The sequence below is a fragment of the Chryseobacterium sp. PCH239 genome, from assembly GCF_018924625.1.
Taxonomy (GTDB): domain Bacteria; phylum Bacteroidota; class Bacteroidia; order Flavobacteriales; family Weeksellaceae; genus Chryseobacterium; species Chryseobacterium cucumeris.
In genome coordinates this window covers 4,255,642-4,272,981 of record NZ_CP073027.1, presented here as the reverse complement: position 1 = coordinate 4,272,981, position 17,340 = coordinate 4,255,642, and the positions used below count along the sequence as shown (strand labels likewise).

Annotated in this window: 21 protein-coding genes and 1 pseudogene; 10 read left to right on the top strand and 12 right to left on the bottom strand. The window is 36.6% G+C overall.

Translation table 11 applies throughout. From position 1 onward, the window contains the following. Positions 1-23: 23 nt before the first annotated feature. The 3 genes from KBP46_RS19675 to KBP46_RS24065 all read right to left on the bottom strand — a co-directional run bounded on the left by KBP46_RS19675 (position 24) and on the right by KBP46_RS24065 (position 1,313). Positions 24-599 carry a Crp/Fnr family transcriptional regulator gene (locus tag KBP46_RS19675; RefSeq protein ID WP_216443966.1) on the bottom strand — a complete coding sequence of 192 codons (576 nt, stop codon included), beginning with the start codon at positions 597-599 and terminating at the stop codon, positions 24-26. Between the two features lie 205 nt (positions 600-804). Further along, entirely contained in the window at positions 805-1,179 is a 375-nt protein-coding gene (locus KBP46_RS19670; RefSeq protein ID WP_216443965.1) for a hypothetical protein, read from the bottom strand. Next, entirely contained in the window at positions 1,179-1,313 is a 135-nt protein-coding gene (locus tag KBP46_RS24065; RefSeq protein WP_262486814.1) for a hypothetical protein, read from the bottom strand. The genes KBP46_RS19670 and KBP46_RS24065 overlap by 1 nt, the downstream gene beginning before the upstream one ends. Positions 1,314-1,412: 99 nt before the next feature. On the opposite strand from KBP46_RS24065, the gene KBP46_RS19665 reads away from it, so the two are divergent. From KBP46_RS19665 to KBP46_RS19635, 7 genes and pseudogenes are all read left to right on the top strand, one after another. Then, the gene (locus KBP46_RS19665; protein WP_062673882.1) at positions 1,413-2,033 is read left to right on the top strand and encodes a TetR/AcrR family transcriptional regulator; all 621 of its coding nucleotides are present in this window, start codon (positions 1,413-1,415) and stop codon (positions 2,031-2,033) included. After that, positions 2,011-2,504: pseudogene (locus tag KBP46_RS19660) on the top strand (GNAT family N-acetyltransferase). Before KBP46_RS19665 ends, KBP46_RS19660 begins: the two are co-directional and overlap by 23 nt. An 11-nt stretch (positions 2,505-2,515) precedes the next feature. Continuing rightward, complete coding sequence (locus KBP46_RS19655; RefSeq protein ID WP_216443963.1) at positions 2,516-3,334, top strand: helix-turn-helix domain-containing protein; 819 nt, start codon at positions 2,516-2,518, stop codon at positions 3,332-3,334. A gap of 75 nt (positions 3,335-3,409) precedes the next feature. Next, positions 3,410-4,000, top strand: a complete 591-nt coding sequence (locus tag KBP46_RS19650) for an NAD(P)H-dependent oxidoreductase (RefSeq protein ID WP_216443962.1) — start codon at positions 3,410-3,412, stop codon at positions 3,998-4,000. A gap of 481 nt (positions 4,001-4,481) precedes the next feature. Further along, positions 4,482-5,681 carry a tyrosine--tRNA ligase gene (tyrS, locus tag KBP46_RS19645; protein WP_123279250.1) on the top strand — a complete coding sequence of 400 codons (1,200 nt, stop codon included), beginning with the start codon at positions 4,482-4,484 and terminating at the stop codon, positions 5,679-5,681. 213 nt (positions 5,682-5,894) lie between these two features. After that, a complete protein-coding gene (locus tag KBP46_RS19640; RefSeq protein ID WP_216443961.1) occupies positions 5,895-6,416 on the top strand; it encodes a 3'-5' exoribonuclease in 522 nt (173 codons plus the stop codon). A gap of 18 nt (positions 6,417-6,434) precedes the next feature. Then, a complete protein-coding gene (locus KBP46_RS19635; protein ID WP_216443960.1) occupies positions 6,435-6,875 on the top strand; it encodes an N-acetyltransferase in 441 nt (146 codons plus the stop codon). Positions 6,876-7,052: 177 nt separating this feature from the next. Here KBP46_RS19635 and KBP46_RS19630 read toward each other — a convergent pair whose 3' ends face one another. The 8 genes from KBP46_RS19630 to panD all read right to left on the bottom strand — a co-directional run bounded on the left by KBP46_RS19630 (position 7,053) and on the right by panD (position 14,475). Beyond that, positions 7,053-8,564 carry a helix-hairpin-helix domain-containing protein gene (locus KBP46_RS19630; protein ID WP_216443959.1) on the bottom strand — a complete coding sequence of 504 codons (1,512 nt, stop codon included), beginning with the start codon at positions 8,562-8,564 and terminating at the stop codon, positions 7,053-7,055. Positions 8,565-8,568: 4 nt separating this feature from the next. Then, complete coding sequence (locus tag KBP46_RS19625) at positions 8,569-9,846, bottom strand: PP2C family serine/threonine-protein phosphatase (RefSeq protein ID WP_216443958.1); 1,278 nt, start codon at positions 9,844-9,846, stop codon at positions 8,569-8,571. Beyond that, positions 9,846-10,889, bottom strand: coding sequence for a TerY-C metal binding domain-containing protein (locus KBP46_RS19620; RefSeq protein ID WP_216443957.1), 1,044 nt, complete (start codon positions 10,887-10,889; stop codon positions 9,846-9,848). The genes KBP46_RS19625 and KBP46_RS19620 overlap by 1 nt, the downstream gene beginning before the upstream one ends. A gap of 17 nt (positions 10,890-10,906) precedes the next feature. Beyond that, positions 10,907-11,545, bottom strand: a complete 639-nt coding sequence (locus KBP46_RS19615) for a VWA domain-containing protein (RefSeq protein WP_216443956.1) — start codon at positions 11,543-11,545, stop codon at positions 10,907-10,909. Between the two features lie 85 nt (positions 11,546-11,630). Next, positions 11,631-12,308 (bottom strand): TerD family protein, encoded by a 678-nt coding sequence (locus KBP46_RS19610; protein ID WP_034698935.1) that lies wholly within the window; start codon positions 12,306-12,308, stop codon positions 11,631-11,633. Positions 12,309-12,335: 27 nt separating this feature from the next. Further along, positions 12,336-12,911: a TerD family protein gene (locus KBP46_RS19605; protein ID WP_216443955.1), complete on the bottom strand. Its 576-nt coding sequence runs from the start codon at positions 12,909-12,911 to the stop codon at positions 12,336-12,338. A gap of 181 nt (positions 12,912-13,092) precedes the next feature. After that, the gene (locus tag KBP46_RS19600; protein ID WP_062673859.1) at positions 13,093-14,121 is read right to left on the bottom strand and encodes a lysylphosphatidylglycerol synthase transmembrane domain-containing protein; all 1,029 of its coding nucleotides are present in this window, start codon (positions 14,119-14,121) and stop codon (positions 13,093-13,095) included. Positions 14,122-14,124: 3 nt separating this feature from the next. Beyond that, entirely contained in the window at positions 14,125-14,475 is a 351-nt protein-coding gene (gene panD / locus KBP46_RS19595) for an aspartate 1-decarboxylase (RefSeq protein ID WP_002976902.1), read from the bottom strand. 399 nt (positions 14,476-14,874) lie between these two features. Here panD and KBP46_RS19590 point away from each other — a divergent pair, with 399 nt between their 5' ends. After that, positions 14,875-15,165, top strand: a complete 291-nt coding sequence (locus KBP46_RS19590; protein ID WP_002976900.1) for an HU family DNA-binding protein — start codon at positions 14,875-14,877, stop codon at positions 15,163-15,165. A gap of 241 nt (positions 15,166-15,406) precedes the next feature. Here KBP46_RS19590 and pdxH read toward each other — a convergent pair whose 3' ends face one another. Beyond that, positions 15,407-16,048: a pyridoxamine 5'-phosphate oxidase gene (pdxH, locus tag KBP46_RS19585; RefSeq protein WP_216443954.1), complete on the bottom strand. Its 642-nt coding sequence runs from the start codon at positions 16,046-16,048 to the stop codon at positions 15,407-15,409. A 24-nt stretch (positions 16,049-16,072) separates the two neighbouring features. Here pdxH and KBP46_RS19580 point away from each other — a divergent pair, with 24 nt between their 5' ends. Both KBP46_RS19580 and KBP46_RS19575 read left to right on the top strand, forming a co-directional pair. Beyond that, positions 16,073-16,621 (top strand): YqgE/AlgH family protein, encoded by a 549-nt coding sequence (locus KBP46_RS19580; protein WP_062673856.1) that lies wholly within the window; start codon positions 16,073-16,075, stop codon positions 16,619-16,621. Positions 16,622-16,724: 103 nt separating this feature from the next. Further along, positions 16,725-17,306, top strand: coding sequence for an N-acetylmuramoyl-L-alanine amidase (locus tag KBP46_RS19575; RefSeq protein WP_062673854.1), 582 nt, complete (start codon positions 16,725-16,727; stop codon positions 17,304-17,306). The last annotated feature ends 34 nt before the right edge of the window (positions 17,307-17,340 follow it).

Sequence of the window (17,340 nt, the reverse complement as noted above, 5' to 3'; positions counted from 1 at the left end):
AAACCGGAACCACTTGACTTTTGTTAGTTAATTATTTTTCTCCGGATTCTGCTTAGACTTTCCGGTTTCATTCCTAAAAATGAGGCGATATACTGAATAGGAACATTCTGAATAATTTCGGGATAATCATTCATCAGTTTCAAATATCGTTGTTCAGCATTCAAAACAGATAATTCTCTGGAACGTTTTTCGTTATAGGTAATCGACTGCTGAAAAACCGAAATACTGAAATCTTTCATAGCCTGGCTTTGGCTGATCAGCTGGTCCAGGTTTTCTTTGGAAATTCTTAAAAGCTCAGAATTAGTGATGGATTCTATAGTATTTTCAGAAAGGGTCTGGCTGGTAAAATCTGAATAAGATGTAAAAAATCCCGGTGGACAATTGATATGCGTAGTCACTTCATTTCCATTCTCATCCATATAAAAAAGCCTAATATAACCTTCAATGATATAGTAAAGGTATTCGGGGATTTTCCCGGCCTCTTCTATTATTGTATTTTTTGAAAATTTTACAGGCTCAAAATATTTCCTGACTGCTTCAGTTTCTTCCAGGGTAAAATCATGACCAGAACACATATATTGTAAAAGCTTGTCGTGCATTGAAGTGAATATTTTTAATCCCATACAAAAATACCAAAAGAAAATTTCAATAATTACAAGTTTAAAAAATAGTCACCTATCCATGTAACATCTTGCATTCAATAATTGTCTTTTATACATAACCGAAAGAAAACTGCTACTCCAAATGCAGTAAAAATAATTATTGAACCAGGATAAAAACTATAACACAGCCGGCAGTCTCTTTTTACGATGCAGAACTGCTGGCTTTTTTATGTATCTGCTTTACTGCAAAAAGATAGTACCCTACTCCTCCTGCAACATAAGCCAGCACATCAAAAAAATCTCCGGTAAAATGAGTTGATAGTTTGGGACAGATCACTTCAAACAAAAAAGAGAGATACAGCACTGAGGTCAATACAAACTTCAAATCAGGTTTCCATTGATAACCGAGAATTCCATTCATGATATATTCTATCAGATAACAATACATGGGAATTGTAATACAATCTGTAAAATGGTCATTGATAACGGGAATAACAATTCTGTTTGTTCTCAGCAGAATAATAATTCCCCATGTTGCCAGTCCCAGTAGGAACCAAAAGGAAATTCGTTTATTCATCACATATGCAAAACAGCCATTATTACTCCAAGAATAACCTGCAGTATTTTTGATATAACTTCCCCGGGATCTGTTTGGGTTTCTTGATCAGTACTTTCTGCCAACTCATCATTGAATTTTGATTTACCTTCCATTGTCATAAGATTTGATACTGCAAAGATATCAAATTAGAACAATTGTTCTAATTTTAAAAATATGATTTATATCCACTCTGATATTCTTATCTTTGGGTTATGAAGACCAAGGATAAAATTCTGTCTAAAGCACTGGAATTATTTAATGAGAAAGGGTACAACAATATTACCACAAGGCATATTGCTGCCGAACTTCACATCAGTGCAGGAAATCTGCACTACCATTTCAAACATTCTGAAGACATCATTACAATCCTATTCTCAGAGCTTACCCTGGAAATGGATGAGCTACTGAACCAGATGAAAAAAAAGGAAAATAAAAGTCTGGAAGATCTTTATCAGTTTACCTATTCTACCTGTGAAATTTTTTATTCTTACCGCTTTATATTTATCAATTTTATAGATATTCTGAATCGTAATCCTGACATCAAAGCCAATTATGAAGGGATTAATTTCAGCAGAAAAGAGGAATTTCAACTGATCTTTTCAGATCTTCAGAAGAACAATATATTTTTGAAAGATGTACCTCATTTTATTATAGATGGTCTTGTTGAGCAGATTTTCATCATTGCCGACAACTGGCTTACCCATAACAGACTTATTTTGAAACTTAATCCGAATGAGGCTATTCAGCATTATACCCTTCTGCAGATGAATCTTTTCTACCCACTTCTCAATAAAGAACAGCAAAAACTTTATGAACAGCAATACATCAGATAATCATATCATCCTTAGAAAAGGAGTTTACGATGATCTCCCGGCAATGCTGCAGCTGTTTACGGCAACAATAGATGAGGTGTGCAAAAAAGACTATGATCTACAACAGCTCGAAGCCTGGAAATCCGGTGCCGAGAATGAAGAAAGATGGATGAAGGTAATCAAAGATCAATACGTTGTTGTAGCTGTTACAGAGACTAAAATAGCAGGTTTCTGTACGCTCGACCAGGGAAATTATATTGATCTGCTCTTTGTACACAAAGATTGTCAGCATAGAGGAATTGCAACCCTGCTTTATCGTCACATTGAAAAGGAAGCTTTGCTGAATAATGAAAAAAAATTACAGCTGATGTCAGTAAAACGGCCAGACCTTTTTTTAAAAAAAGAGGTTTTCATGTGGTTCAGGAACAGACTGTTCATGTAAAAGGAATTGCTATGACCAACTATAAAATGGTAAAAAATCTCATCTCTTAACTTTCAGGATTATGGAATTACGTTCAGAATATAACGAGTATAGAATTTCAGTTCCAAAGGAATTTGAAAACATATTTACTCATTTTTACTTTGCTGCAAATACTTCTGAATCCTCCATTACCAAAACGCTTTTACCCACTTATCAGACGATTTTCTTATTTTGTTTTGGAGAAAATGCCACGATGTCCACCCGGGAAAAGACCATCATAAGTGTTGATAAATGTATGGTTTTCGGGCCTGTAAGACAAGCCTTTGAATATACACTTCCCGCTGGCTGCTCTATTTTGGTTGTTAATTTTAAAGATGATGCTTTTTTCAGATTCTTCGGAAAAATATCCATTGAACAATCGGTAAGACATCCGGATGAATTGCTGGAAGAAAACTGCTTTACAGACCTTTGGCATCAGCTTACCAGATTAGATTCAGTCACCAAACAGGTGAATCATATTCTTGAATTCTGTAAGCCTTATCTCCAGGATCAGGATATCACCAGCCAGCTTTTGAGCAGTTTTGAAAACGATCTTTTAAATCCCATAAAAGTCATTGCAGAGCAAACCCATCAGACGGAAAGAAATATCCAACGGAAACAAAAAGAACAGTTTGGCTATTCTTTAAAAGAGCTTGCCCGCTACAACCGTTTTTTAAAAGCTATACAACTCATCGAAAAAGAGACTGAAAAACAAAATCAGGTCAAATGGTTTACCATTATTGATGAATGCGGTTACTATGATCAAAGCCAGCTCATCCATGATTTCAAGCATTTTATCAACATTTCTCCGGCTCAGTATTTAAAATTCCAACAGGAAATCTGTAATCCAAAATCTAAATAGTCCGTTTCGTTTTCTTACAATTTTTAAAAAGAGCACTCCGCTAATTTTGTCTCATTAATCTTAACAATCAAAACAATGAGACATTTAATCATTTACGCGCATCCTAATGAAAACAGCTTAAATCATCATCTTCTAAACACTGTTATTGAAACCCTTCAATATCACAACGAGGAAATTATCGTGAGAGATCTTTACGACATCGGTTTCAATCCTGTTCTTTCTTTGAATGATGTACAAGGACAAAGGATGGGAAAACTATCAGATGATGTAAAAACCGAACAGGATCATATTTCGTGGGCAGAACAAATTACTTTTATTTATCCTATCTGGTGGACCGGTCTTCCAGCAATGATGAAAGGATATATAGACCGTGTGTTCAGTTATGGTTTTGCTTACCGATATGACCAGGGCATACAGAAAGGTCTTCTGAAAGGCAAAAAAACCGTTATCATCAATACCCATGGAAAATCTCATGAAGAATATGAAAAAACAGGCATGGATAAAGCCCTTACTTTAACTTCTGACAATGGTATTTTTATCTATTCCGGGCTTGAAATTATCAGACATTTCTTTTTTGATAAAGCAGATAAAGCTTCTCCTGAAAATCTGGAAATCTGGAAAGGTCAGATTAAAAATTTATACTCTAAAAATGTTCTTAACCATTAATTTTTTTCATGAAAACAACGAGAGAAAAACAGAGAATAAGCCCTATTTTACAGAATTCTTATCAGGCAACAAAGAAAATAATAAAATACAGTTTTTACATCTTTATCTTGTATTTTATTTTTAAGGGATTTATGGCATGAAATTAGCTTCAAAAATCGCAAGTAAAATTGTTTTGAACCATTATTTTAAGCCATTAAGATTGATGGATGGTTAAGTTTTTCTTTTAAAACAAATCTTGTTATAACCCTACAATGCGTCTTAATGGTTTAAATATTGGATCTTCAGGAAATTCCTGTATATTTACCTTATAATGAAACATCTGAACAGTATATTACGTCTTCCATTCTTCAGTGAATATTATGCACCGGGCTATCGTTCGGGAAGACTTTCTATATCTGTAATCCAATAAAATAATCTAACGTTTATATAGAAGCCCGGACAGTACCTGTCCGGGCTTTTTTCATTTTAAAACTATTCAAACATGATTCATCCATTACAAGAAAATGTGGCTATCATCCTGCCTGAAAACGGTTTGGAAGAAAAACTGGCTCAAGCCGAAAAGGAAAACAGAAAACTTTCCATCAAACTGGGATTTGATCCCACCGCTCCGGATCTGCATCTGGGACATGCTGTAGTCTTAAAAAAACTGAAACAGTTTCAGGATCTGGGCCATCATATTATTATTGTCGTAGGAAGCTTTACGGCAAGAATTGGCGATCCCACCGGAAAAAATAAAGCCAGAAAACCTTTAAGTGCTGAAGATGTGCAGCATAATGCCCAGACTTATATCAATCAGCTTTCCAAGGTCATTGATGTACAGAAGACAAAGATTGTTTTCAATTCTGACTGGCTGGATGCTCTTGATTTTTCTGAGATCATCCAACTGCTTTCAAAAGTGACCGTGGCTCAATTGATGCACCGGAATGATTTTAATAAAAGATTCACAGAAAATACACCTATTGCCATGCATGAACTGGTTTACCCGATTCTTCAGGGTTTTGATTCTGTAAAAATAGAGTGTGATATTGAAATGGGTGGCACGGATCAGCTCTTCAACTGTACCATGGGAAGACAGCTTCAGGAAGTACATCAAATGCCTGCTCAGATTGTCATGTGTATGCCATTGCTGAGAGGGCTTGACGGAAAGGAAAAAATGAGCAAATCCCTGAACAATATTATCGGACTGACGGACGAACCCAATGAAATGTTTGGGAAAACCATGTCTATTCCGGATGCTTTGATTGAAGAATTTATCAACCTGACTACAGATTTTTCTATGGAAGAAAAAACGATGCTTCTTTCCAGCATACAAGAAGGGGAAAATCCAATGAATATCAAGAAGCTGATTGCTAAAAATATTATCAGTCAATACCACGATCCTGCTTCAGCGGAAAATGCAGAACAGTTTTTTATCAACCAATTTCAGAATAAAAATTTTGAAGAGAAAGTGTATGAACCTGTGGCTATTGATTCACTGAAAAGTACAGGGAACAGAATCTCTCTCGTTGAACTGTGTCATCAACTTAAAAATGACCTCAGCAAATCGGCGATCAGGAGATTAATAGAGAATGGAGGAGTTCAGATCAATACCCTTAGAATAACAGACTCAAATGAAGAAATGCAACTCACCCCTCAAACTAAAATAAAAATTGGGAGAAGGGGCTTTTTTGAGATAGTATAAGGCTGGAAGATGGAGGATAGGAAATGGAGGATCTTTAAGACGATGAACTTATGGAGGTTTTTGATTGGGATATTTTTTAAAAGAGCATTTTAATTTAAAAGACAAAAGAGTTCTTTACTACACAAAAATAACTTCCAGCTTCCTTTCCTTCCGCTTCCATCTTCCATCTCTCAGCTTATTTCAATATCTTCGTCCAGTTAAAAACTATTTCCAATGAGCTACATTATGGTTGACATAGAGTCGGACGGTCCGATTCCCGGAGATTTTTCAATGACCTGTTTCGGAGCGGTACTCGTGAATAAAGAACTGGAGACTACTTTTTATGGAAAATTAAAGCCTGTTTCTGAGAAGTTCAACCCAGATGCTTTAGCAGTTTCCGGTTTCAGCAGGGAAGAAACAATGAATTTTGATGATCCTGAGAAAGTAATGCTGGCCTTTGAAGACTGGATTACCACTCATTCCAAAGGCAGACCTATTTTCATAAGTGACAATAATGGTTTCGACTGGATGTTTATCTGCTGGTATTTTCATCATTTTATCGGAAGAAATCCTTTTGGCTTTTCTTCCAGAAGACTTTCTGATCTGTACTGCGGGCTGGAAAAAGATACTTTTGCCCAATGGAAACATCTCCGCAAAACGGAACACACGCACAATCCGGTAGACGACGCCAGAGGAAATGCCGAAGTTTTGCTGTACATGAAAGAAGAAATGGGACTAAAAATTGCATTAAAGTAAGAACTCTAATTTTTGAATATGAATCCTGACCTGCATTATAAACAAGCTGATGAAACTGACATTGATTTTCTTCTCAATCTCAGAATGAAAACCATGAATCTGCACTATGAAACTTCAGGACTTTCTACTGACAGAGAAACAACCCTGCAAAGAGTTTTGTATCAGTTTGAAAAAGCTAATATTATTTTTTTACATGATCAGCCCATTGGACTATTAAAAGTAGACAGAACGTTTACCAATATCGAGGTTTTACAGCTTCAGATTGATCCAAGCCAACAGGGCAAAGGACTTGGAAAAAAGATCTTGTCAGATATTTTAGAAGAAGCTTCATTAGCTGGAAAAACGGTTTCATTAAGTGTTTTAAAAACCAATAAAGCACAGTATCTTTATCAAAGTCTTGGATTTAGAATTGTGGACGAGGATCAGTATTCTTATTTTATGGAAACGGAAAGACAGTAAATGTTTTTTTAAAGTTTTGCTATAGCCGTTGAATGTTTCCTTTGATTTAAATGATTTAAACACAAATCTCACAAATAAATGAGCACAAATGGCCACAATCATCTGTGAGATTCTTCATTACATTTCATTCCATTCAGAATGACACTCCGGAAACAAGCCTTGATTATCCGTTAGTCTTTACTGGTTTGCCATCGTTACATAGATCAATCTTCCGCCTTCTTCTGAGGAAAGCAGTATTTTTTTACCATCAATGAGTTCTACCATAGAGCCTGGTGGAATTTCTTTCTGTTCTGTGACATCCTTCATTCCTGATAAGCTTTGGTTGACCAATACCCATCTTCCCTGGTGGAACGTAAAATATCCTACCGGCATTTTATCCTGCATCGTCAGATTTTCGTTACGTATCACTTTCCTGGAAACATGCCATTTGAACAGATACTGATTATGATAAACCATGAGCCTGTGATTTTCCGGTTTCCATACCTCATCATCAAATTTAAAATATAAGTCTAAAACGGGTAATGTTCCCTGATGAGGTGTTCCGCAGAACGGACATTTTGGATTGCTGCTATTATCAAAGACATACCATTTTTCTATACAGCCGGAATTCTGGCAAGGCTGGATCAAATCTACGGTTTTCAATAATGCGGCTTCCCATTCATTGGCCGTGGGACGTCTGATAGGATCATGCAAACCGTCAATGAATGTTTTTCTGAACAATTCTGAAATATATGGACCTGTAACGGTGTACGGAATCTTTTGAGGATCTCCCCAGAATGCATCCCACTTTCTGAGATGATCCGACTTCACATGGTTGGAATTATTTTCCAGATGTTCTATAAACATGGCTTTTTCTCCCATGGATAAAATTTCGTCCTTTTCGGAATCCAGATCCCAGATTTTTCCTCCACGCAGCGGATGTCTTCTCAAAAGATACATATAAATCAGAACGGCAAGTGCATGCAGATCTGTTTTTTGATTGGGTAAATGCCTATTCGGATCCTGAAGTTTTAAATGTTGTGTTTTCAGAACTTCGGGTGCAATAAAGTCGGCGGTTCCTATGACTTCCGGTGGAAAGAGTTTGGGAACCACAAGACCGTCAATATCGATAATACAGGCAGATTTTGTAACGGGATCTACCAGAATATTGTTATAAGACAAATCGGAGTGTGCCAGTCCCATCTGATGCAGCTTTTTCACTCCTCGGCTGATATTGACAGCAATCTGGAAATAGCCCAGCCAATCTCCCAATTCTGACTGATCAAGTCTCAACGGATACTGCTGATTCCTGAACATGGGAGCGGTAAACCACTTCCCCACTTTATCCTGTCCCTGGATATTATCTGAGCCAATATAGCCTTTGGCAAAATAAAATTTATCGTGATAAACAGGAACTACAATTCCCGTTAGTCTATTTCTTTCAACAATATCATAAGGCCATCTGAATATTTCATTCAGAAAGTAGTCTGAAGCATTTCCATTCTGTATACTTTGCAGATAAGTAGAAACAATCCTCATGATTCTTTCTTTCTGTCCTACATCCAGCGGATTTCGGTAGAAAGCGACTACATAGTCTTTATCAGGCGAAAAATAAACATCTTTCACTCCGCCCCGGATAGGGTTTTCATCTACGTATTCATAGGATTTGGCCGTATCCAGAACAGAGACAACCTTAATAGTTTTTTTCATGGTATTAATAGATTATGGCCAATGTACGGTCATCATGATTTCCTCTGCTCCAGAAATCGCTCCAGATTAAAAGCTCTTCATCAATTTTTTCATCGTTAATAAAATCTGCTTTCGTCCGGTCATCATTATTTCCGGCAAGGTCTTCAAAAAGTGCTTTCCAGCTTTCTACATCTTCCAGTTTATTTTCTGTGGTAAATTTAGGATCATAAATACCATCTGTCATCAGCACGAGATAGGAAAAATCTTCTACACAGGTAATTTGGAAACGGGAAGCCATTTTATCATTAAAAATTTCTTTCATGGTGATAAAACGAGTGCCACCACCAAACTCTCCCACATCCATCTGGTTTAACAATTTTACTTCAGAAAAGTCTGTATTAATCAGATTGATCGGACAGTCACCCACTCCAAAGCTCAGAATCACATATCCGAAACTGAATTTCTTAAGCAAAGTAAAAATAAGTGTAGTGTGCAGATCATTCACAGAAAGGGCATTTTCTGCCGCTTTTTTTTCTAATGTGTGATAAACATGCAAGACACTTTCCGATAAGATATTGATGGTATCCTGCTTGGCTTTCAATTGTTCTTTATCAGGGAACTGATTGATATATAAAACATTGATGTTATTTTCAATCTGGTTTAAAATCTCCTGTGAGTTAAAAAAATGGTTGATCGTTGTAGTTGCCAGCCTTGAACCTTCTCTGGCAGCTGAGGCAGAGCCCGCTCCATCTGAAACAGAAATAATATTCCAGCCGTTGGGAAGCGTATTTACGGCAAAATCGTCTTCACGAAATTTACCTTCATGAGCGTGAGAACGTCCTCTTTTGGAAACTACAACAATTTTTTTGTCTGAAAAAGAACCTTTGTATGAGTGTTCTTCCGATTTATAAAAAGCAGCATTGGTATCGCTTGGAATATTTCTCCACAAGGCTTTAGGATCTGCGTTGACAAACAGTTGGATTTTTTTTATTTCAATTTGATTCTGATCATGAGTGTGATAAAACCGAACATCCAGATGGTACATATTATTCTTTAACGGAATTCCTGAAATAGTATCATTTTCAAAACTAAGTCCTGTTTCTTCCAGGTTTCCGATATTCTGAATCCTGATGTTGGGAAACTCTTGCATCTCGAAACTGAACTCATAGAACTGTTTGGCACTGGCATTTTTCAATACCCAATGAACGTCTTTGAATTCTTCCTTTTCTTTATAAATAAGAGCCTGTTCCATACTTTTGGGTTTGGATTCATCAGCTGATTTCCTGAAAAATTTCCCCATCATTAGCCCAACGTTCTGTTAATGTCAAATCCTCCTCCGGAAAATCCATAATAATCCGAAGTTCCACACCACGGACATTTACTGTATCCTTCTCCCCTCAGACAATGAATTCCTCCACATGAGCAGGTAGCCAGCGCAATGGGATTGGCACAGTGAGGGCATGAAGTTCCTCCGTCCAGTTCTTCGATATTGATTTTAAGATGCGTTTTCTGACTGGAAGAAAGTCTGTAGTAGGCTCTTTCATCAATTTTATATGCTCCGTCCAGTCTGTAATATCTTGTAGCCATTCCCGGTATGCTTGATTCTGCGAATGCTTTTTTAAACTTCATCAGATAAAGCTTTTCCGTTTCCTGGCATTTCCCATTCAGTACGACAAAGTTATTATCAGGAAATCTCTGTTCCATTTCAGGATCTACTTTCTCCAGAATAATGGAATCAATTTTAGACAAATTAATTCCTTCTTTTTTTGCTTCTGTGACACTCTGGCTGGTTGTTTTAATAGAATCCGTTACCCATTTGAAAAACTCTTTGTAAGAATTCTCATCAGAATTATTGAACAGTAAAACATGGTCTGCCAGAGAACCGAGAAGTTTATAATTGGTATTTTCTCCAATAGAAACGGCAATAGTGTTAGATTTTCCATTGTATTTGGTATTCCATCTTTCAATGGCTTTGGTGGCATCATCAGTGGGAACTCCGTCTGTAAAAAGGAACACTATAGGTTTCCAGTCGCCTTTTTTTTCATACGTTGTTTTCACAATATCCTTGTCGATACAATCCATTACTTTGATTAATCCCTGGGAAAGCGACGTTCCACTTCCGATTGGGATTTTTGGCGGATAAAAACTGATAATATCCTGCATGGGAGTAATCACTTCCGCTTCTCCTGCAAAACCTATCACAGAAATGTAAACCGTTTCCAGTGAATACGGATCTTTTTTTAATTCCCTGATGATATTGGCGATACCTTCCTGTACCTGCTCAATAGGCTCTCCTACCATAGATTCGGAGATATCTACTAAAAAATAAATAGGCAGTCTTCTCATGGTGTAAAGACAATATTTTAAATAATAATAGTAAGCTCCGATGGTGGCGGAGGTAATGTCATATTTTCTCCCGTATTCTGAGATTGTCCTCCCTGTGTAATGGAAGAGCTCACCCATTTGAAAAAGGAAGAAAGAGTAATCGCGTCTGTAGTATCCAGTTTTACCACATGATCGGTCAGTTCTTTCAAAAACTGCTCATCTGCTTTCGGGCCTGCTGCACATCCTACGATAGCCCCAAATTCCATCCCTCTGATCACAGGGATCATCTGCCTGTACTTCTGAATATCCGAAGGTTTTCCATCCGTAAATATAAACAGTAACGGCTGCCAGTCTCCTTTTGCATCGGCAGATTCTTTTACAATTTCTCTCTGAACCAGTTCAGAAACCATTTCCAAAGCAGCTCCTGTATGCGTAGGGCCACTATCCGGACAAGTAATCTCCATTGGATAAAAACTTGCCAGATTTGTTAAGGGTATAATATTCTTAACCTCTCTATCAAAGGTAATGACACTTAAATGCAGGCTGTCCATCGCCTGCGGATCCGCGCGAAGCATACTGATAAGACCGTTGAAACCATTGTTCAGTGCCTGAATAGGTTCTCCGTTCATAGACCCTGAAGTATCCAATAAAAAATAAGCTAATAATCTCCTGCTCATTATAGACAAGTATTAATTCTGAAGCCGGCGGAGGGAGTCGGAGACTTCCAAGCCGGCTTTTATATGAGTTGAAAAAATTGAAAATCTAATTCGAATAAGCGTATTGCTGTCTCAGAATATCGATAAAATTATCTGTATTATGAGGCTCTCCTACAGCGCGGAATTTCCAGTCGCCATTGTGACGGTAGGCTTCTGCAAAAACCATTGCACACTTACCATTCATGCTTGAATCGCCGGAAAGGCTGTATTTTGTAATTTCTTTTCCTGAAGCATCTACCGCACGGATAAATGCATTTTCGATCATTCCGAAGTGCTGGTTATTGGTTCTTCCCTGATAAATGGTAACAATAAACACAATCTTCTGATAGCTCTGATCCAGCTGATCCAGTCTTACAATGATCTGCTCATCATCGCCATCTCCAGCTCCGGTTCTGTTATCTCCGGTAAGCCATACATTTCCGCTTGGGTGCTGCATAGAATTGAAGAAAACCACATCTCCCTGATAAAGCCCCATCTGTCTTCCGTCATTGGTCTGCACCGTTCTTCCAAGATTAGCTACTTTTCCGTTGCCATCCAAAAGAAAGGCTACAGCATCAAGATCATATTCTGCTTCCTTGCTGAACAGTTTACCGAAGAATCCACTGCTTTGTTTTCTTACATCCCATCCTAGACCGATGGTTACTTTTGAAAGATCATAAACGCTTTCTCCGCGGTCATTCTTTCTTAAATCTATCGTTTGTCCTTTCTGTAAATTAATTGCCATAGTTATAGTTTTTGTGTATTTGATGATTTATTTGATGATTTGCCCCTTGTAGTATTTTTCAAGGAAGAAGCCTAAATCTGCTCTGTATCCTATCCCTGAAGCTTCAAATTTCCAGCTTCCGTTTCTTTTGTACAGTCTTCCGAATTCTACTCCTGTTTCGATGGAGAAATCTTCATCCAGTTCATATTTTGCTGTTTCCTGGTTGGAATGGTTATCTACTACTCTGATATAGGAGTTTCTTACCTGTCCGAAATTCTGTCTTCTTCTTTCAAAGTCTTCTATGGTGACCACAAAAAGGATCTCTTCTACTCTTGAATCTACTTTATCAAGGTCTATAATGATCGCTTCATCATCGTCACCATCACTGTTTTTACCACTCGGATCATCTCCTGTATGGGTAAGTGCTCCATCCGGAGAATTCAGGTTATTGTAAAAAACGAAGTATTCTTCGCTTACTAATTTTCTGTCAGAATCAATCATGATTGCAGAAGCATCCAGGTCAAAATCGTAGCCGGTTCCTTCATTCGGATCCCAGCCTAATCCAATCGTCATTTTCGTCAATCCTATCTCGATCTTTTGTCCTTTCTGTAGATTAATTGCCATAGTGTTTTATATTATGATTATTTTTTGCATTAAGATAGAAGTGATTTACGAATTGACCAAATTTATTGATGAAAAAATGTTCCATACCGCTTAATTTTAAACTCTTTAAATCACAAAAATGCTCATAAAAAAAGGTCCAATTAAAAAATTGAACCTTGCATTATATAAAAAATGTATTGAATTAATTTTCAAATTCTTTATCTGAAACAGCAGCATTTCTTGCTTTGGCCAGCATAGGAATGGAAATTAATCCCATCACCAGCATAATCACAATCTGCAACGGTAAAGAAATAAAGGAATAGGTAAGTCCCATTTCACCTCCAAAATCTGCACTTTTTCCTACTGAAATGAAAAGAGCCATAAAACCATACTTCATGGCAAGGTTATACGCTCCGATTCCTCCGCTGGCAGGAATAATCATTCCCAGTGTTCCCACTACAATAATGAAAAATCCATCTGCAAAGGTAAATGCTGAAGTTTCAGGAAGGGCAAAGCATACCAGATAAGCTGCTAAATAATAGCAAATCCAGATTCCTAATGTATAAAGAATGAATTTCCCTTTTTCTTTTAATTTAAAGATGGAAGTTATCCCCTGAAAAATCCCGTCAATAAAGCTAACCACTTTTCCTAAAAACGGAACTTCTGCCAGTTTCTTTCTAAATACAAAAAATAAGACTGTTCCTATTACCAGAATGGAAAGGATGAATATTATTTTAGTAGGATTGATATTGACTCCTGAGTTTTTATAGAATGACAGAATTGCATCATATTTGAACAATAATGTCAGTCCTAAGAAACCAAGCATACAGATCAGGTCTACTACTCTTTCCAGAATAATAGTTCCAAAAGATTTATCTACAGGTACTTTTTCCACCCCATATAAAGCGGTTGCCCTTGCTACTTCGCCACTTCTGGGAATCGTAAGGTTCATCAGATAACCAAATGAAATGGACCAAAGCGCATTGGAATTGGAAATTCTGTGTCCCATCGGCTCCAGCATCAGATTCCAGCGGATTGCCCTGAACCAGTAAGCCAGAAGACCAAATACGGAAGCAAACAATACCCAGATATAATTAGCTTTTGCCAGTGATTTTTGAATGACTTTAAAATCCAGCCCTCTTAAGGCAAGCCATAAAAAAAAGCCTGCAAAAGCAAGCGATATTACTATTGTAAGTATTGATTTTACCGGACTTTTTGATGTTTTCTCCATGTACTACGTAAGAAGGTTTGTTTTTTCATCCGGGAAAACGATCTTCGGCTGGAAATCTTTTGCTTCCTCCGGAGTCATCTGAGCATAAGCAATAATGATGATAATATCATCTTTCTGTACTTTTCTTGCTGCGGGACCATTCAGACACACTTCTCCTGATTTTCTTTTCCCTTTGATCACGTAGGTATCAAAACGTTCTCCGTTGTTCACATTCACGATATAGACTCTTTCTCCCACTACCAGACCGGCAGCTTCTATAAGATCTTCATCGATCGTTATACTCCCTATATAATTAAGGTCAGAGGCAGTTACTCTCACCCTATGAATCTTAGACTTGAAAACTTCTATTAACATGCTGCAAATTTATTAATAAAAATTAATAAAACAGGTCTTTATTATCATTTTAAAACTCCCACAAACACAGGGGTTTAATTTCACAAAACATAAGAAATTTAAAAATTACTTATAGATTTAACAATCATATGGTCAAAAAAATTAATTGTTTATACACAATTTAGGATTTAATAAATACGAAAAATAATATTAACTTTTTGCTAAAGTCAATACACATAAGCATTTGGCATGATTTTAGTAACCTGTAACGTAGATTTTCTGTGAAAAGTGGAATTATCATATTTTAACTGATTTCAGTGAAAAGCAAAAAAATTTTACAAGTTTTAATAAAAAAATTGCACAATTAGAAAATAGTACTATATTTGCTATAATTACGAACTAACTTTAATATTAAAAATTATGAACAAGTCTGAATTAATCGACGCAATCGCAAAAGATGCAGGTATCACTAAAGTTGCAGCAAAAGCTGCTTTAGAATCTTTCATTGGTAACGTTACAACTACTTTAAAGAAAAAAGACGGAAAAGTTTCTTTAGTAGGTTTCGGTACTTTCTCAGTAGCTGAGAGAGCGGCTAGACAAGGTATTAACCCTGCAACTAAAAAACCAATCAAAATTGCTGCTAAAAAAGTTGCTAAATTCAAAGCTGGAGCTGATTTATCAAATGCAGTTTCAGGTGCTAAGAAAAAATAATCATTCAGATTACAAAAATTCAAGGCTGTTTCTTAGAAACAGCTTTTTTTATGTCAAATTGTGATAGGAAATCCAACCGTCAAGAAGGTTTAACTGGTTTATAATTATTAAGTTTTGACTAAAGCCGGTATTATCAGACCCAATAAAATAAGCGGGCTAAAGCCCGCTTCTATTGATAAACCGATCATGACATGCATTAAAATATAACGCATCATCTAGTTTTTAACCTCTTATTTTTCCATTACGGAGCCAATCTTGAAATTTTCCAGTCAAGGTCTTCAAGCTCATAAATAATCCTATCATGAAGACGATTGGGTCTTCCCTGCCAGAATTCAATTTCATAGGGTCTGGCAAGATATCCGCCCCAATTGGCAGGTCTTGGCACTTCCGTATGTTCATACTCCTTTTCCAGCTCTTTTAACTTATCTTCCAGAAATTCTCTATTAGGAATCTCCTGGCTTTGCGGAGAGACCACAGCGCCAAGCTGACTTCCTTTTGGCCTGGAATGGAAATAACCATCGCTAAGATTTTCTGCTACCTTTTCAAGATCAGCCTTGATAATGATCTGCCTTTCAAGATTAGGCCAGAAAAAATGCAGGCAGGCTTTATGATTGCTTTCTATTGCTTTTCCTTTTCTGCTGTTATAATTGGTATAAAAAATAAACCCCTCATGGGTATATGCTTTAAGAAGCACCATTCTTGTTCTTGGACACCCATCTTCTTCTACGGTAGAAACCGCCATAGCATTAGCTTCTGAGATCATCGGACTCTCATTGGCTTCCAAAAACCAGTCTCTGAACTGCTCAATTGGATTTTGTTTTATCTCACTTTCAATAAGTTGGGATTTCTCGTACACTTTTCTTTTGTCGTGCAGGTTTTCCATAAATATTTTTTATTAAATTTGAGTATGAATCACTCATACAAAGGTAAAATATTAATCTCGACCCCTGACATTTCCGGCGATATTTTTTCAAGATCGGTAGTATTGGTTATTGAACATAATGAAAGTGGTGCATTTGGTTTGATATTGAATAAAAAGAATAGCCAGATGAGTAGCAAATTCAAAGATTTTTTTGACTTTAAAATTGAGGTTTATGATGGAGGGCCTGTAGAAAACGACAAAGTATTCTTCATTGTAAAAGGTAAAAGAGTTACTGAGATCTATACAGACATCACTGATGAATACTATCTTACAGAAGATATTGAACGTATTATTAATGCGGTTTTAAGCAGTGAACTGGATATTAATCATATCAAAATATTTTCAGGATATTCCGGGTGGTCTCCTAATCAGCTGGATAGTGAAGTTCAGAGGAAAATGTGGACTGTAGTGGATGTTTATAATCTTGATTATACACTTCCCAACGATCAGACACTCTGGAAATCTATCATGCAGAATCTTGGAGGAGAATTTCTTCTCTGGGCCAATTCGCCAGAAGATATTTCACTGAACTAAAAGTATATTTTTCGCATTACTCTGATAATTAACAAACTTTAAGATTCTTTTAACCAATTTTAAAGAAAGTTTTTCCGTTCTTTGAAAAACTAAAATCACTGATATGAAAGGTATTACATTACTTGCTTTATCAATATTTTCTACAGCTTTTTTATCATTTACTCCTATCAACAAAAAATATATTGTCATCGATGCCGGACATGGCGGAAATGATTTTGGAGCAACTTATGGTGAAATTCTGGAAAAAAATATTGCATTAAGCGTTGCTAAGGAAATCCGGAAGATCAATGAAAGCCAGAATCAATATGAAGTTATTTTAACAAGGGATTCAGACAGTTATCCTACTCTTGCAGAAAGAACAGATCTGATCAACAAGCTAAACCCTGAAATGGTTATTTCCCTTCACGTGAACAGCTCTCCTGAAAAAGAAAGATCTGACAACGGATTTGAAGTGTACGTTCAAAATTCTGATGTTTCAAAGGAATTAGCTGGAAAAATCTATAAGAAATTCAATGCCCGAAAAATATCGGAGAGCAATCTTCATATGCTGAGAGAAACCAAAGCACCTGCTGTATTGGTAGAACTTGGCTTCATCAATAATTCTGACAACAGGAATTATATTACCAGTGAAAAAGGGCAGAAAGAAATCGCACAAAAATTTGTTGAGATTATCAACGAATATTAAATAAAAAAACAATTTCTGATTTACTCAGAATAAA